13 protein-coding genes and 1 tRNA gene are annotated in these 13,939 nt (G+C 73.0%); 10 read left to right on the forward strand and 4 right to left on the reverse strand.

Going from position 1 to position 13,939, the window contains the following annotated elements:
* The 4 genes from IE95_RS0117655 to IE95_RS0117670 form a co-directional block, all read left to right on the forward strand.
* A partial coding sequence (locus tag IE95_RS0117655) for a resuscitation-promoting factor (RefSeq protein WP_030153367.1) occupies positions 1 to 873 on the forward strand: 873 nt, incomplete at its 5' end.
* Positions 874 to 942: 69 nt separating this feature from the next.
* Positions 943 to 1,863 (forward strand): 16S rRNA (adenine(1518)-N(6)/adenine(1519)-N(6))-dimethyltransferase RsmA, encoded by a 921-nt coding sequence (gene rsmA, locus IE95_RS0117660; RefSeq protein ID WP_030153369.1) that lies wholly within the window; start codon positions 943 to 945, stop codon positions 1,861 to 1,863.
* On the forward strand, positions 1,860 to 2,798 hold the full coding sequence (locus IE95_RS0117665; protein WP_030153371.1) for a 4-(cytidine 5'-diphospho)-2-C-methyl-D-erythritol kinase: 939 nt from the start codon (positions 1,860 to 1,862) through the stop codon (positions 2,796 to 2,798). The genes rsmA and IE95_RS0117665 overlap by 4 nt, the downstream gene beginning before the upstream one ends.
* Before the next feature lie 93 nt (positions 2,799 to 2,891).
* Positions 2,892 to 4,787, forward strand: coding sequence for an ABC-F family ATP-binding cassette domain-containing protein (locus IE95_RS0117670; RefSeq protein ID WP_030153373.1), 1,896 nt, complete (start codon positions 2,892 to 2,894; stop codon positions 4,785 to 4,787).
* An 80-nt stretch (positions 4,788 to 4,867) separates the two neighbouring features.
* Here IE95_RS0117670 and IE95_RS0117675 read toward each other — a convergent pair whose 3' ends face one another.
* The 4 genes from IE95_RS0117675 to IE95_RS0117690 form a co-directional block, all read right to left on the reverse strand.
* The gene (locus IE95_RS0117675; protein WP_030153375.1) at positions 4,868 to 5,368 is read right to left on the reverse strand and encodes a MarR family winged helix-turn-helix transcriptional regulator; all 501 of its coding nucleotides are present in this window, start codon (positions 5,366 to 5,368) and stop codon (positions 4,868 to 4,870) included.
* A 71-nt stretch (positions 5,369 to 5,439) separates the two neighbouring features.
* Positions 5,440 to 6,669 (reverse strand): ABC transporter permease, encoded by a 1,230-nt coding sequence (locus tag IE95_RS0117680; RefSeq protein WP_030153377.1) that lies wholly within the window; start codon positions 6,667 to 6,669, stop codon positions 5,440 to 5,442.
* A complete protein-coding gene (locus IE95_RS0117685) occupies positions 6,666 to 7,637 on the reverse strand; it encodes an ABC transporter ATP-binding protein (protein WP_051703274.1) in 972 nt (323 codons plus the stop codon). Before IE95_RS0117685 ends, IE95_RS0117680 begins: the two co-directional genes overlap by 4 nt.
* A 91-nt stretch (positions 7,638 to 7,728) precedes the next feature.
* On the reverse strand, positions 7,729 to 8,340 hold the full coding sequence (locus IE95_RS0117690) for a TetR/AcrR family transcriptional regulator (RefSeq protein ID WP_036572588.1): 612 nt from the start codon (positions 8,338 to 8,340) through the stop codon (positions 7,729 to 7,731).
* A gap of 254 nt (positions 8,341 to 8,594) precedes the next feature.
* Between IE95_RS0117690 and IE95_RS0117695 the strand changes: the two genes are divergently transcribed.
* From IE95_RS0117695 to IE95_RS0117720, 6 genes are all read left to right on the forward strand, one after another.
* A tRNA-Gln gene (locus IE95_RS0117695) sits at positions 8,595 to 8,666 on the forward strand.
* A gap of 17 nt (positions 8,667 to 8,683) precedes the next feature.
* On the forward strand, positions 8,684 to 10,384 hold the full coding sequence (glmU, locus tag IE95_RS0117700; protein WP_051703275.1) for a bifunctional UDP-N-acetylglucosamine diphosphorylase/glucosamine-1-phosphate N-acetyltransferase GlmU: 1,701 nt from the start codon (positions 8,684 to 8,686) through the stop codon (positions 10,382 to 10,384).
* On the forward strand, positions 10,381 to 11,364 hold the full coding sequence (locus IE95_RS0117705; RefSeq protein ID WP_030153384.1) for a ribose-phosphate diphosphokinase: 984 nt from the start codon (positions 10,381 to 10,383) through the stop codon (positions 11,362 to 11,364). Before glmU ends, IE95_RS0117705 begins: the two co-directional genes overlap by 4 nt.
* 135 nt (positions 11,365 to 11,499) lie before the next feature.
* The gene (locus IE95_RS19255) at positions 11,500 to 12,165 is read left to right on the forward strand and encodes an SIMPL domain-containing protein (protein WP_164984129.1); all 666 of its coding nucleotides are present in this window, start codon (positions 11,500 to 11,502) and stop codon (positions 12,163 to 12,165) included.
* A gap of 62 nt (positions 12,166 to 12,227) precedes the next feature.
* Complete coding sequence (locus IE95_RS0117715; RefSeq protein WP_030153388.1) at positions 12,228 to 12,923, forward strand: GOLPH3/VPS74 family protein; 696 nt, start codon at positions 12,228 to 12,230, stop codon at positions 12,921 to 12,923.
* A 290-nt stretch (positions 12,924 to 13,213) separates the two neighbouring features.
* On the forward strand, positions 13,214 to 13,810 hold the full coding sequence (locus tag IE95_RS0117720) for a 50S ribosomal protein L25/general stress protein Ctc (protein ID WP_030153391.1): 597 nt from the start codon (positions 13,214 to 13,216) through the stop codon (positions 13,808 to 13,810).
* Positions 13,811 to 13,939: the final 129 nt, after the last annotated feature.

Below are 13,939 nucleotides of genomic sequence, written 5' to 3' on the forward strand. Positions count from 1 at the left end.
CAGCAGAGCGACGTGTGGGTCACGGCTCTGGATGCTGACGAGGCGCTCGACACGCTCGCGGGTCGTGGCGCCGACGTGCGCCTGGTCGCCTCCCGCTCCACCGCGGACGGCCGTCCCGAGCTCGGTGTGACGCTCGACGAGGACGGACCCGTCAACGTGGTCGTCGACGGTCGGACGGTCGTCGCGCCGGACGGGTCGATCGGCATCGACGCACTGCTCGACCAGCAGGGCGTCGTGCTCGGCGAGCACGACCGCGTCTCGGTCGCCCGTGACGAGGCTGCGGACCCCGCGGTCTCGGTCGTCGTCCAGCGCGTCGCCGTGACCGACGTCCCCACCGTGACGCCCGTCCCGTTCGAGACGACGGTCCAGGAGGACGCGAACGTCTACGAGGACGAGGCGCAGACCGTCGCCCAGGAGGGCGTCGAGGGCGCGCACACCCTCGTCGAGCGGGTCACCGTGGTCGACGGCGTCGAGGAGTCCCGCGAGGTCGTCTCGGACGGCGTCACGGCCGAGCCGGTCGCCAGGATCGTCGTCCAGGGCACCAAGGAGCGTCCGAGCGGCCCGACAGCGGCCGGGTCGGCGCGCGAGACCGCTCGCCAGCTCGTCGCGGCCCGCGGCTGGGGCGGGGACCAGTTCCAGTGCCTCGACAGGCTCTGGACCAAGGAGAGCAACTGGAACTCCTCGGCGACCAACCCGTCGTCGGGCGCGTACGGGATCCCGCAGTCGCTGCCGGCCTCCAAGATGGCCTCGGCGGGCGCCGACTGGCGGACCAACCCGGCGACCCAGATCACGTGGGGCCTGAACTACATCGCGGGCAGCTACGGCACCCCGTGCGCCGCGTGGGGCCACTCCCAGGCGAAGAACTGGTACTGATCCCGCGCGGACGCCGCGACCCCTCCCGGCGGAGGGGTCCGTACCGGGCCAACCGGTAGGCTTCCCTGCATGAACGACACCCCCAACGCCCTGCTCGGTCCGGCACAGATCCGCGACCTGGCAGGGCGTCTGGGTGTGCGGCCCACCAAGACGCTCGGCCAGAACTTCGTGCACGACGGCGGGACCGTCCGCAAGATCGTCCGGACCGCCGGGATCGGGGCGGGGGACCGCGTGGTCGAGGTCGGACCGGGGCTCGGTTCGCTGACCCTGGGACTGCTCGAGGTCGGTGCGAGCGTGGTCGCTGTCGAGATCGACCCGCCGCTGGCGCAACAGCTCGCGGCGACCGTCGCCGTGCACCAGCCCGACGCGGCCGACCGCCTCACGGTCGTGGCCGCCGACGCGCTCGAGGTCACCGAGCTCCCGGGCGAGGCGCCCACGGCGCTCGTCGCCAACCTCCCGTACAACGTCGCGGTGCCCGTCCTCCTGACGTTCCTCGAGCGTTTCGACTCGTTGCAGCGGGTCCTGGTCATGGTGCAGGCCGAGGTCGCGGACCGGCTCGCGGCGCCGCCCGGCAGCCGGACCTACGGGGTGCCGTCGGTCAAGGCGGCCTGGTACGCCTCGGCCTCCCGGGCGGGCACGGTGGGGCGCAGCGTGTTCTGGCCCGTGCCGAACGTGGACTCGGCGCTCGTCGCGCTCGACCGGCGCGAGCCTCCCCGCACGACGGCGACCCGCGAGGAGGTCTTCGCCGTCGTCGACGCGGCCTTCGCCCAGCGCCGCAAGATGCTCCGCTCGGCGCTGGCGGGCATCGCGGGGTCGTCGGCCGCGGCGGTCGACGCGCTCGAGCGCGCGGGCGTCGACCCGACGGCGCGTGGTGAGCGGCTGACGGTCGAGGAGTTCGCGCGCATCGCGGAGCAGCTCCCGCTGGTGCGGGCCGAGGCGTCGGCTTCCGCAGGCGAGCACCCGGACCGACCTGGCACAGTGGACGCGTGAGCTCCCACCTGTCCGCTGCGCCTCCCGTCGCCGTGCGGGTGCGGGCGCCCGGGAAGGTCAACCTGTCGCTGCGGGTCGGGGCGTGCCAGGACGACGGCTACCACCCGCTGGTCACGATCTTCCAGGCGGTCTCGCTGGTCGAGGAGGTCGAGGCGACGCTCGCGACGCCCGGCGAGGGCATCTCGCTGGCGGTCTCGGGGGCGCAGGCCGAGCGTGTCCCGGTCGACGGGTCCAACCTCGCGTGGCGTGCCGCGGAGTCGCTCGCCCGCTACACCGGGGTGGATCCCGACGTCCGGCTGCACGTCCGCAAGGGCGTGCCCGTCGCGGGTGGCATGGCCGGTGGGTCCGCCGACGCTGCGGCTGCGCTCGTCGCGTGCGACCTGCTCTGGGAGACCGGGCTCTCGCGGGGCGAGATGGCGGACCTTGCGGCGGGCCTCGGCTCGGACGTGCCGTTCGGCCTGGTCGGGCACACCGCGGTGGGCACCGGACGGGGTCATCTGCTGACCCCGGCGATGTCCCGTGGCGAGTTCCACTGGGCCTTCGCGGTGCGTGACGAGGGGTTGTCGACGGCCAAGGTGTTCCAGACGTTCGACGAGGTCGTGGGCGGGACCCCGGACGTCGAGCTGTCGGACGACACCGAGCTCATGCAGGCGCTGCGTGCAGGCGATCCCGTGGGGCTCGGCCGGGCGCTGCACAACGACCTGCAGGCCGCGACGCTCGCCCTGGCGCCCGAGCTCGGGCGGACCCTGGAGGTCGCGCACGAGGTCGGGGCTCTCGGCGTGATCGTCTCGGGCTCGGGCCCGACGATCGCGGCCCTGGCCCGCAGCAGGCAGCACGCGCTCGCGATCGCGGCCTCCTGGACGGCGGCGGGCGTCGCGGACTCGGTGCACTGCGCCACGGGCCCGGTGTCGGGCGCCCGCGTCCTGCCCTCCTGACGCGCGCCCTCCTCGACCGGTCCGCCGCGTCGTGGCGCCCGTGCGCCGACGCGTATCCTCGCTAGGGCACCTCGACCCCTCGCGAAGGAACTCATGGCACACCTCCTCGGCGCCGACGACATCCGTCTCGTCGTCGGTACCCGCACCCTGCTCGACGGCGTGAGCCTGGGCCTCGACGACGGCGACCGCGTGGGCGTCGTCGGCCCCAACGGCGCCGGCAAGTCCACGCTGCTGCGTCTCCTCGCGGGGACCGCGGTGCCCGACGCCGGACGCGTCACCCGGGTGGGCGGGCTGCGGATCGGGATGCTCGACCAGCGCGACGAGTCGCCCGAGGGGACCACGATCCGCGACCTGGTGCACGGGGAGTCGGCCGAGCACACGTGGGCGGGCGACGCGGGCATCCGCGCGGTGCACGCGGGCCTGCTCGAGGACCTGGACCTGGACGCCCCGGCGAGCACCCTCTCCGGTGGGCAGCGTCGTCGGGTGGCCCTGGCTGCACTGCTGGTCGCGGAGCACGACGTGCTGTTCCTCGACGAGCCCACCAACCACCTCGACGTGGAGGGCGTCGCGTGGCTCGCCGAGCACCTCCAGGCGCGCTACGCGCGTCCCGGTGCCCGCGGGGCGCTCGTGGTCGTGACGCACGACCGCTGGTTCCTCGACGCGGTCTGCACGCGCATGTGGGAGGTCACGGGCGACGGGTCGGGCTCGGTCGAGGGGTACGAGGGCGGGTACGCCGCGTACGTCCTGGCCCGCGCCGAGCGTGCCCGCACGGCGGCCGTCACGGCCGAGAAGCGCAACAACCTGCTCCGCAAGGAGCTCGCCTGGCTCCGCCGCGGGGCCCCGGCCCGTACGTCGAAGCCAAAGTTCCGGCTCGACGCCGCGGCCGCGCTCATCGCCGACGAGCCGAACCCGCGCGACACGCTCGAGCTCACGCGCATGGCCACGCGCCGCCTCGGCAAGGACGTGCTGGACCTCGAGGACGTGACGGTCCGCATGCCGGCCCGCGACGGCGACCCGGGCGGAGCCGAGAAGGTCCTGTTCGACGACGTGACGTGGCGTCTCGGCCCCGGGGACCGCTACGGCGTGGTCGGGGTCAACGGCGCGGGCAAGACGACGCTCCTGCGTCTCCTGGCGGGGCGGCTCGCTCCCACCGCGGGCACGGTCAAGCGCGGCAAGACGATCCACGTCGCCGAGCTGACCCAGGACGTGGACGAGCTCGACGAGATCGGTGGCCTGCGGGTCGTCGAGGTCATCGAGCAGGAGAAGCGCACGGTGGCGGTCGACGGCAAGGAGCTCACCGCGGCCCAGCTCGTCGAGCGCCTCGGCTTCACGCGCGAGCGCTCCCAGACCCTGGTCCGTGACCTGTCGGGGGGTGAGCGCCGTCGCCTGCAGCTCCTGCGCCTGCTGGTCGGGGAGCCCAACGTGCTGCTGCTCGACGAGCCCACCAACGACCTCGACACCGACACGCTCGCGGCCATCGAGGACCTCCTCGACGGGTGGCCGGGGACGCTCGTCGTCGTCTCGCACGACCGCTACCTGCTCGAGCGTGTCTGCGACCGTGAGGTCGCGCTGCTGGGCGACGGGACCATCCGTGACCTGCCGGGCGGCGTCGAGGAGTACCTCGCGCTGCGCAAGGCCGCGATGGCGGCGGCTGCGGCGGGTGGGACGCGGGGGACGAGCGCGGGCGCGACGGGCGCCGGGGCCGGTGCGACGTCGTCGGGCGCGGGGAACCTGGGCGGCGCGGGCGAGCCAGGGGCTCAGGCGGCGCCGTCCGGGGCGGACGTGCGGGCCGCGAAGAAGGAGATCGGGCGCATCGAACGGCGCCTGTCCAAGATCGCCGAGCTCGAGGCGCGCCTGCACGACAAGATGGCGGCCCAGGCGACCGACCACGCGGCGATCCTCGACCTCGACAAGCAGCTCCGCGAGCTCGCGGACGAGAAGGAGACGCTCGAGACGGAGTGGATGCAGGCGGCCGAGCTGCTCGACTGACCTCGCGCATCGTTGAGTGCGGAGTTCTTGTGCGACACGCCGGGCGTGTCGCACAAGAACTCCGCACTCAACGGGAGAGGTCAGGCCTCGAACTGCCCCACGACGGTGCGCAGCAGGTTCGCGAGCTGCAGCCGCTCGGCGGGCGCGAGGGCCGCGAGGACCTCGCGCTCGACGGCGAGGAGGTCGCTCATGGCGGCGTCGACGCGTTCCAGGCCCTCGGGCGTGAGCTCGACGAGCACGCCGCGGCGGTCGTCGGGCGAGCGGTGGCGCTGCACCAGGCCGCGGGCCTCGAGGCGGTCGATCCGGTTGGTCATGGTGCCGCTCGTGACGAGCGTCTGCGTGATGAGCGCCCCGGGGGACAGGCGGTACGGCTCGCCCGCCCGGCGCAGCGCGGACAGCACGTCGAACTCCCAGGTCTCCAGGTGCCCGCGCGCGAACGCGCTGCGGCGCGCGAGGTCCAGATGGCGGGCCAGCCTGCTGACGCGGGAGAACACGGTGAGCGGCTCGACGTCCAGGTCCGGACGCTCGCGCTGCCAGGCGTCGACGATGCGGTCGACCTCGTCCGGGTGCGGGTGCTGCATGGACGCGAGATTACTCGACATTCCTCGACATCAAGAGTCTTGACGGGTCGGCCCGCTCCGGGCGGGCCCGGTCAGCTCGCGCGCAGGGCATCCGCGAGCCTGACCCGGCCGCCCGTACGCAGCACGGCGTTCGAGTAGATCCGGCCGGCGAGCCACACCAGGACGGGCACGAGCGCGAGCGAGAGCCCGACCGCGAGCAGGATCTCCCACGTCTCGACCGTGCCCAGCGCGATCCGGATCGGCATGAGCAGCGGCGAGCAGAACGGGATGTACGACAGCCACACGACGAGCGGGTTCTCGGGGTCCCACGGGCCGATCGAGATCCCGATGACGTACGGGATCATCATGAGCATCAGGACCGGCGTGATGACCGAGCCCACGTCCTCCTGCCGCGAGACGAGAGCCGCGAGCGCGGCCAACGCCAGCGAGTACATGACGAAGCCGATCACGAACCACACGAGCACCCAGGCGGCGGTCGCCCCCAGGTTGACGCTGCTCGCGTCGACGAGCCCCAGGGCGAACGCCGTCCCGACACCGCCCCCCACGACCACCACGAGCTGTACGAGGCCGATCGCGCCGATGCCCAGGACCTTGCCCGCCATGAGCTGCCAGGGGCGGATCGTCGCGAGCAGCAGCTCGACCACGCGGCTCGTCTTCTCCTCCACGACGCCCTGCGCCACGAGCTGCCCGCAGGTCATGAGCGCGATGAAGATGAGGATCCCGCCGACCATGCCCGTGACGATCTGCGCGGGGTCGCGCTCCTCGGCGGGTTCGAGCGTCTCGACCGTGGGTGCGGCGGACGCGATCTCCTGCGCGACGGCGGACGGGTCGCCGCCGAGGTCGGTGACGGCCCCGGACAGGGCCGCCTGCTGGGCGAGGCCTGTGAAGACGGGCGACAGGGCCGTGCCCAGCTCTTCCTGCACGACGACCGTGAACGACTCGGGGCTCCCGGTGACCAGGGCGTCGAGGTCCCCGTCGGCGACCTGGGTCCGTCCCTCGGACTCCGAGACCTCGGTGACGACGATCTCGGTCCCGACAGCGCTGCCCGCCGCCGTGAGCTGGGGGCCGAGGGCCTCGGCCTCCGACGTGACGCCGACCTTCTGGGCAGCGGGTCCCTGGTCGCCGACCACGCTCAGCAGGAACCCGCCCAGCACCACACCGACGAGCAGTGCGACCGTGGTCCAGACGAACGCCTTGGAGCGGATGCGGGTCGAGATCTCCCGCCCCGCCACGAGGGACACCGCGCCCCACGTGCTCACGGGGGAGTGGCGGGTCGTCGTCGGCTGTCGCGCGGCGCTCATGCCGAGGCCTCCTGTCGGGTCGAGGGGGGCGTGCGGGAGCCGGTCGTGCTGTCCGGCACGGGGGCGTCGTCGCTGCTCACGACGTGGCGGAAGAGCTCGGTCAGGGAGGGGCGCTGCGGCGTGAACTCCCGCACCGGGCCCGTGGCCAGGGCCGCGCGCAGGATCACCTGCTCGGCCCCGTCCTGCGGCGAGTCGACCTCGAGGAAGGTCCTGGCGCCGTCGTACCGCACGACGTGGACGCCCGGGAGCTCGGCGGCCCACCCGGGCGGTGCCTGCGGGGCGTCGACGACCCACTGGGGCCGCTGCGTCGCACGCAGCTCCTCGATCCCGCCGACCTCGACCATCTCGCCCGCCTTGACGATCCCCACGCGGTCGCACAGCCGCTCGACCAGGTCGAGCTGGTGCGACGAGAAGACGACCGGGACGCCCGCGGCGGCGCGGTCGCGCAGCACGCCGCTCATCACGTCGACCGCGACCGGGTCCAGCCCGGAGAACGGCTCGTCGAGCACCAGGATGTCCGGGTCGTGCACGAGCGCGGCCGCGAGCTGCACGCGCTGCTGGTTGCCGAGCGAGAGCTTCTGGACCTCGTCGCCACGACGCGAGTCGATCCCGAGGACCTGCGTCCAGTGCTCGGTCGCGGCGCGCGCCGCGGTCGGGCTCAGCCCGTGCAGCCGGGCCAGGTACTCGAGCTGGTCGCCGACCTTCATCCTGGGGTAGAGGCCGCGCTCCTCGGGCATGTACCCGACCCGACGGCGCATGGCCAGGTCGAGCGGTCGGCCGTCCCACCGGACCTCGCCCGAGTCGGGCGCGAGCACCCCGAGCGCGATGCGCATGGTGGTGGTCTTGCCGGCACCGTTCGAGCCGACGAAGCCGAAGATCTCGCCGGCGCCGACCGTGAAGGACATGTCGCGCAGCGCGCGCACCGTCCCGTACGTCTTGTTCAGCCTGTCGATCTCGAGAGTCGCCATGGGTCAACGAAACCATGCCGCGGAGCGAGTGTCCCAGGCGGAACGTCACGAGTCCGGGCCCGTGCTCCTCACGTCGACGCCCGGCACGACGTCAGTCGGCGGCGCGCTCCTTGGTCGTGAGCGACGGCTTCTTCTCCATGCCGGACAGGCCGTTCCAGGCGAGGTTGACCAGGTGCGCCGCGACGTCGGCCTTCTTGGGGCTGCGGACGTCGAGCCAGTACTGACCCGTCAGCGCGACCATGCCGACGAGCATCTGCGCGTAGATGGGCGAGACCCGGGGGTCCAGGCCGCGTCGCTTGAACTGGTCCGCGAGCAGGTGCTCGACCTGCGTCGCGACGTCGCCGATGAGGCTCGAGAACGTTCCCGTCGCCTGGGCCACGGGCGAGTCGCGCACGAGGATCCGGAACCCGTCCTCGGACGTCTCGATGTACGTCAGCAGCGCGAGCGCCGTGCGCTCGAGCAGCACCTTGGGGTGGCCACCCATCGAGAGGGCGCCCGTGAGGGCGCTGGTCAGGCCTTGGATCTCGCGGTCCACGATGACCGCGTAGATGCCTTCCTTGCCCCCGAAGTGCTCGTACACCACGGGCTTGGACACCTCGGCGCGCGCCGCGATCTCCTCGACGCTCGTCCCCTCGAACCCCTTCTCCGCGAACAGGACACGGCTCACCGCGAGGAGCTGTTCACGACGCTGGCTCGCGGTCATGCGGGATCTGGGAGGGCGTCTGGAGTCTGCGGGCACGGGACCATCATGCCGTGCCGGGTCGTCCGGGGGGCCGGGATGAGATGGTCCGCCGTGCGCCGCGGGCGCCGGGTGACTGCCTCCTCACACGTTTTCTCCACGTTCGGACCCCGTTCGGGCGCCGAGCACCGCGCGGGACCTGGCAGACTGTTCTCCGGACGAGCGATGGTGCGCGCGACCGAGGTTCACCCCCGGACGGCGTGCCGTGTCCAGTCCGTTCCGCCTTGGTGTAATCGGCAGCACAAGGGTTTTTGGTGCCTTTAGTCCAGGTTCGAGTCCTGGGGGCGGAGCACGTGCAACCAACCCGATGGGAACCCCAGTGACCGACCCTGTGCCCGACGCACCGCCAGTGCCCGCCGCAGTCATCGTCCTCGCCGCTGGTGCGGGGACGCGGATGAGGTCCGCGACCCCGAAGGTCCTCCACACGCTCGCCGGGCGCAGCATGCTCGGCCACGCGATGGTCGCGGCCCGCGACCTGTCGCCGCAGCGGATCGCGGTCGTGGTCCGGCACGAGCGTGACGTCGTGGCGGCCGCGGCCCTCGAGGTCGTGCCGTCGGCCCTCGTGGTCGACCAGGACGAGGTGCCGGGCACCGGTCGGGCGGTGCAGTGCGCCCTCGAGTCGCTCGACGTGCGGGCGCAGGCGGAGGCCGCGGCCCACGGGGTGCCGATCGGGCACGAGGGGCGCGGCACGGTCGACGGTGTCGACGGGTCGGTCGTCGTCCTCGCGGGCGACATCCCGCTGCTGGACGCGGCGACGCTGACCGGGCTGCTGGACGCGCACCGCTCGGGTGGCAACGCCGTGACGGTCCTGACGACCGAGGTCGACGACGCGACCGGCTACGGGCGGATCGTCCGCGACGACGCCGGGGGAGTCCTGGGCATCGTCGAGCACAAAGACGCGACGGACGAGCAGCGCGCGATCCGGGAGATCAACTCCTCGGTCTACGTCTTCGACGCCGGTGTCCTGCGCGGTGCCCTCCAGCAGGTCACCCAGGAGAACTCGCAGGGCGAGGTCTACCTGACCGACGTCCTCCAGATCGCCCGCGAGGGCGGCGGTCGTGTCGGTGCGCTCCGGGTCGCCGACCCGCTGCTCGTCGAGGGAGCGAACGACCGTGCTCAGCTTGCGACGCTGCGCGCCGAGCTCAACCGCCGCATCCTCACGCGCTGGATGCTCGGTGGCGTCACGGTGATCGACCCGGCGACGACCTGGGTCGACGTCGACGTGGACCTCGGTCACGACGTCACGCTGCTCCCCGGGACCCAGCTCCACGGCGCGACGACGATCGGGGCGGGGGCGACGATCGGCCCGGACACGACGCTGACCGACATGGAGGTCGGGGCGGGGGCCACCGTGGTCCGCACGCACGGCAGCCTGTCGGTCGTCGGCGAGGGCGCGAGCGTCGGACCCTTCGCCTACCTGCGCCCCGGCACGGTCCTGGGTGAGAAGGGCAAGATCGGCACGTTCGTCGAGACCAAGAACGCGACGATCGGCACCGGCTCCAAGGTGCCGCACCTGTCCTACGTGGGCGACGCGACCATCGGCGACCACACCAACATCGGTGCTGCGAGCGTCACGGTCAACTACGACGGCGTCTCCAAGCACCGCACCGTCATCGGCTCGCACGCCAGGACGGGTGCGGACAACATGTTCGTCGCCCCCGTCACGGTGGGCGACGGCGCGTACACGGCCGCGGGGTCCGTGATCCGTCGCGACGTGCCGGCCGGTGCGCTCGGCGTGAGCGGCGCCCCCCAGCGCAACGTCGACGGCTGGGTGGCCCGCCGCCGTCCTGGCACGGCTGCCGCCGACGCCGCCGCGCGGGCCCACGAGAACGACGACGAGACGCCCCCTCCGCTGGGTGCCCAGGCCCAGGCGCAGCTCGCCGAGGCCACCGCGGCGACCCCGGCCCCTCGACCGACCCCGGTGCCTGCGAGCCCGGGTGTCCCCACGGTCCCCGACGGACCCAGCACCACGACCAGCAGCACGAACGAAGGGCCTTCCCCACGATGAGCAGCACGATCGCCGGCAACGGGGACAAGTCCCTCGTCCTCGCGTCCGGGCGCGCGCACCCCGAGCTCGCCAAGGAGGTCGCGCGGGAGCTGGGCATCGACCTGCTCCCCACGACCGCGTACGACTTCGCCAACGGCGAGATCTACGTCCGTTTCGGGGAGAGCGTCCGCGGTGCGGACATCTTCCTCCTGCAGAGCCACACGGCCCCGATCAACCAGTGGATCATGGAGCAGCTGCTCATGGTCGACGCGGCCAAGCGGGCCTCGGCCAAGACCATCACGGTGGTCCAGCCCTTCTACGGCTACGGTCGTCAGGACAAGAAGCACCGTGGTCGCGAGCCGATCTCGGCGCGCCTCATCGCGGACCTGTTCCGCACGGCCGGTGCCGACCGTCTCATGAGCGTCGACCTGCACGCCGCGCAGACCCAGGGTTTCTTCGACGGCCCCGTGGACCACCTGTGGGCCATGCCGATCCTCACGGACTACGTCCGCACGCGCGTCGACACGTCGAACGTCACGGTCGTCTCGCCCGACGCCGGCCGTATCCGTGTCGCCGAGCAGTGGGCCGCGAAGCTCGGTGGCGGACCGCTCGCGTTCGTCCACAAGACGCGCGACATCACGCGCCCCAACCAGGCCGTCGCGAACCGCGTCGTGGGTGACGTCGAGGGCCGTGACTGCGTCCTCGTCGACGACCTGATCGACACGGGTGGCACCATCGCGGAAGCCGTCAAGGTCTGCCTCGCGGCGGGGGCCAAGTCGGTCATCGTCGCGGCGACGCACGGTGTCCTGTCCGACCCGGCGGCGCAGCGCCTGTCCGAGTGCGGTGCGAGCGAGGTCGTCGTGACCGACACCCTGCCGATCTCGGCGGACAAGCACTTCCCGCAGCTCACGGTCCTGTCGATCGCGCCGCTCCTGGCGCGCGCGATCCGCGAGGTCTTCGACGACGGCTCGGTCACGTCGCTGTTCGACGGCAACAGCTGAGTCCGGCTCCGTCCGACGGCCCGGCCCCTCCGCTCGTTCGAGGGACCGGGCCGTCGTCGTTCCCGGGCTGAGGCGAGCGGCGGGTGCGACGCGGCGGACGGGCGGCTCCGTCGTCGGGCTGGCAGGATGCCTGCTGTGACCCAGCCGACCCAGCCGACCCAGCCGCTCCTCGACCCGCTCGCCGGCGTGACCACCACGGGGCAGGGCGCGGCGTCCGCGGTGCCCGACGTCGTGGTGGTCGAGCTCGGTGCCGAGGCGTCCGGCGCCGACGTCCAGGTGGCGCTCGACGCCGCGAACGCGGGGGTGCGCGCGGCGCGCGAGGCGCTGCTCGCGGGCGGGGTCGCGGCCGCGGACCTGCGCACCGCGCAGACGTCCACGTGGACGCAGTCGTCCCAGCAGCCCGACGGCGCCGCGACGCTCTCCGTCACGGCCCGCCTGACGCTGCGGGTCACCGTGCGCGACGTCCTGGCGTCGGGGGAGCTCGTGCGGGCGGCGCTCGGTGCGGCCGGTCCTGTCGCGAGGCTCGACTCGATGCGCTTCGCGGTGAGCGACCCGGCGCCGCTCGCGGTCGCGGCCCGCGAGGGGGCGTTCGCCGACGCCCGCGCGAGGGCCGTGCAGTACGCGGCGCTCGCGGGGCGCACGCTCGGACCCGTCGTCGAGGTCAGCGAGCAGGGTGGCGGGTCCGCGCCGATGCCCCGCGCGATGTCGGTCGAGGTCGGGTCGTTCGACGCGATGGCGGTCGACCCGGGGCACGAGCGGGTCGACGCGAGCGTGACCGTGCGCTGGGCGTGGGCGGACTGATCGCCGCAGGATCGTGACATTTCTCAGGGGCTTCGACACATCGGCGCCGCTAGGTTGGATGCATGCTCATCATCGAGGACTACCTCCTGCTCGTGCTGGACGACGTCACGGGCCGTCCCGTCGGTGACGCCTCGTACCTCCAGCAGGTGGCGGCGGGTGCGCTGCTCGTCGAGCTCGCGCTGACGGGTCGCGTCGACCTCGCGGGCGACAGCTCGGGGTGGCGCTCGGGCCGCGTCGTGGTCCGCGACCAGGCGTCGACCGGGAGCGCGCTGCTCGACGACGCGCTGGTGACGGTCAAGTCGAAGGAGGGCTCCACACCCAAGAGCCTGGTCGAGGTGCTGTCGCGGTCCAGGCCCGCGGACGTCGCGCTCGACGGCCTCGTCCAGCGTGGCCTGCTGCGCCGCGAGGAGGGGCGCATCCTGGGCATCTTCCCGACGACGCGCTGGCCCGCGGCGGACTCGCGGCACGAGGGCGACGTGCGGCGCACGCTCACGCAGGTCCTGCGCGACGGCGTGGCCCCCGACGAGCGGACGGGCGCGCTCGTCGCGATCCTCGCAGCCACGAAGCAGGCCGGTCGGGTCATGGCCGCCGGCGCCGAGCTCTCGGCGACCGCGCGGCGCGAGATCGACCATCGCGCGAAGGAGATCGCCGAGGGGAGCTGGGCGGCGGGGGCGACCCGCCGCTACGTCGAGGAGATCACGGCGGCCACGGCCGCGGCCCTCACCACGACCGTGGTCATCGCGGGCGCCCAGCCCTGACTGCCCGCCCCCCCAGGTGGACCTCCGACACACCCGGGTTTCCCTTGACGTGGCGCGCCCGGGTACAGTAGTTCGGTTGCCTCGGCGAGGGACGTCTGACGGCCGGTGAGTCACCGGAAGGTCAGCAGGATCCTGATGGGTCCCCGTAATCGACTGGGCGGTCGACCTCGTGCGCCCGTCATGTGTCCCGCGCCGACGCAGCCGCCCCGTCCTCCGGTGCCAACCAGCCGGCCGGACAGCCGATCGCTTCCCACTGGTGGTCGGCCCGCAACCGTTCTTCAGGAGTTCACGTGTCCGAGACCAAGCTTGTCGCAGAGGCCCGCACCGAGTTCGGCAAGGGTGCCGCCCGTCGCATCCGTCGCGCTTCCCAGATTCCTGCCGTCCTGTACGGGCACGGCACGGACCCCGTCCACATCGCGCTCCCCGGGCACGTGACGACGCTCGCCCTCAAGCAGGCCAACGCCCTGTTCTCGATCGAGCTCGACGGCAAGCCGGTCCTCGCGATCGCCAAGGACGTCCAGCGCGACCCGGTCAAGGACGTCGTCGAGCACATCGACCTCCTCATCGTGAAGAAGGGCGAGAAGGTCGAGGTCGAGGTCAACGTGCACGTCGTCGGTGAGTCCGCTCCCGGCACGATCCACGTCGTCGAGTCGCAGACGCTGCTCCTCGAGGCCGAGGCCACGCACCTGCCGGAGTCCGTCGAGGTCTCGATCGAGGGCCTCGAGGCCGGGCACATCGTCCGCGCGGGCGAGATCACGCTCCCCAAGGGTGCCGCGTTCCACGGCGACGCCGAGCTCGCGGTCGTCGCGATCACCGAGCCGCGCAGCGAGGTCGCTGCCGAGGCAGAGGCTGCCGAGGCCGCCGAAGAGGCTCCCGCCGAGGCCTGAGCCTCACCCTCCTGAGGGCCGGTCCCGCTGCGCGGGGCCCGGTCCGCAGGACACGGACGGTCGAGGCGTCCGGTGCCGTACGGGCGCCGGACGCCTCGACCGTTCCCCGGATCTCCCAGACGTCGACGA

The organism is Oerskovia turbata, from assembly GCF_000718325.1.
Lineage (GTDB): Bacteria > Actinomycetota > Actinomycetes > Actinomycetales > Cellulomonadaceae > Oerskovia > Oerskovia turbata.

Coding starts and splice junctions, on each gene's coding strand:
- IE95_RS0117690 (WP_036572588.1), bottom strand. CDS start 8,340: ATGACCGCGAGCCAGCGTCGTGAACAGCTCCTCGCGGTGAGCCGTGTC.
- rsmA (WP_030153369.1), top strand. CDS start 943: ATGAACGACACCCCCAACGCCCTGCTCGGTCCGGCACAGATCCGCGAC.
- IE95_RS0117685 (WP_051703274.1), bottom strand. CDS start 7,637: ATGGCGACTCTCGAGATCGACAGGCTGAACAAGACGTACGGGACGGTG.
- IE95_RS0117715 (WP_030153388.1), top strand. CDS start 12,228: ATGCTCATCATCGAGGACTACCTCCTGCTCGTGCTGGACGACGTCACG.
- IE95_RS0117680 (WP_030153377.1), bottom strand. CDS start 6,669: ATGAGCGCCGCGCGACAGCCGACGACGACCCGCCACTCCCCCGTGAGC.
- IE95_RS0117705 (WP_030153384.1), top strand. CDS start 10,381: ATGAGCAGCACGATCGCCGGCAACGGGGACAAGTCCCTCGTCCTCGCG.
- IE95_RS0117670 (WP_030153373.1), top strand. CDS start 2,892: ATGGCACACCTCCTCGGCGCCGACGACATCCGTCTCGTCGTCGGTACC.
- glmU (WP_051703275.1), top strand. CDS start 8,684: ATGGGAACCCCAGTGACCGACCCTGTGCCCGACGCACCGCCAGTGCCC.
- IE95_RS0117675 (WP_030153375.1), bottom strand. CDS start 5,368: ATGCAGCACCCGCACCCGGACGAGGTCGACCGCATCGTCGACGCCTGG.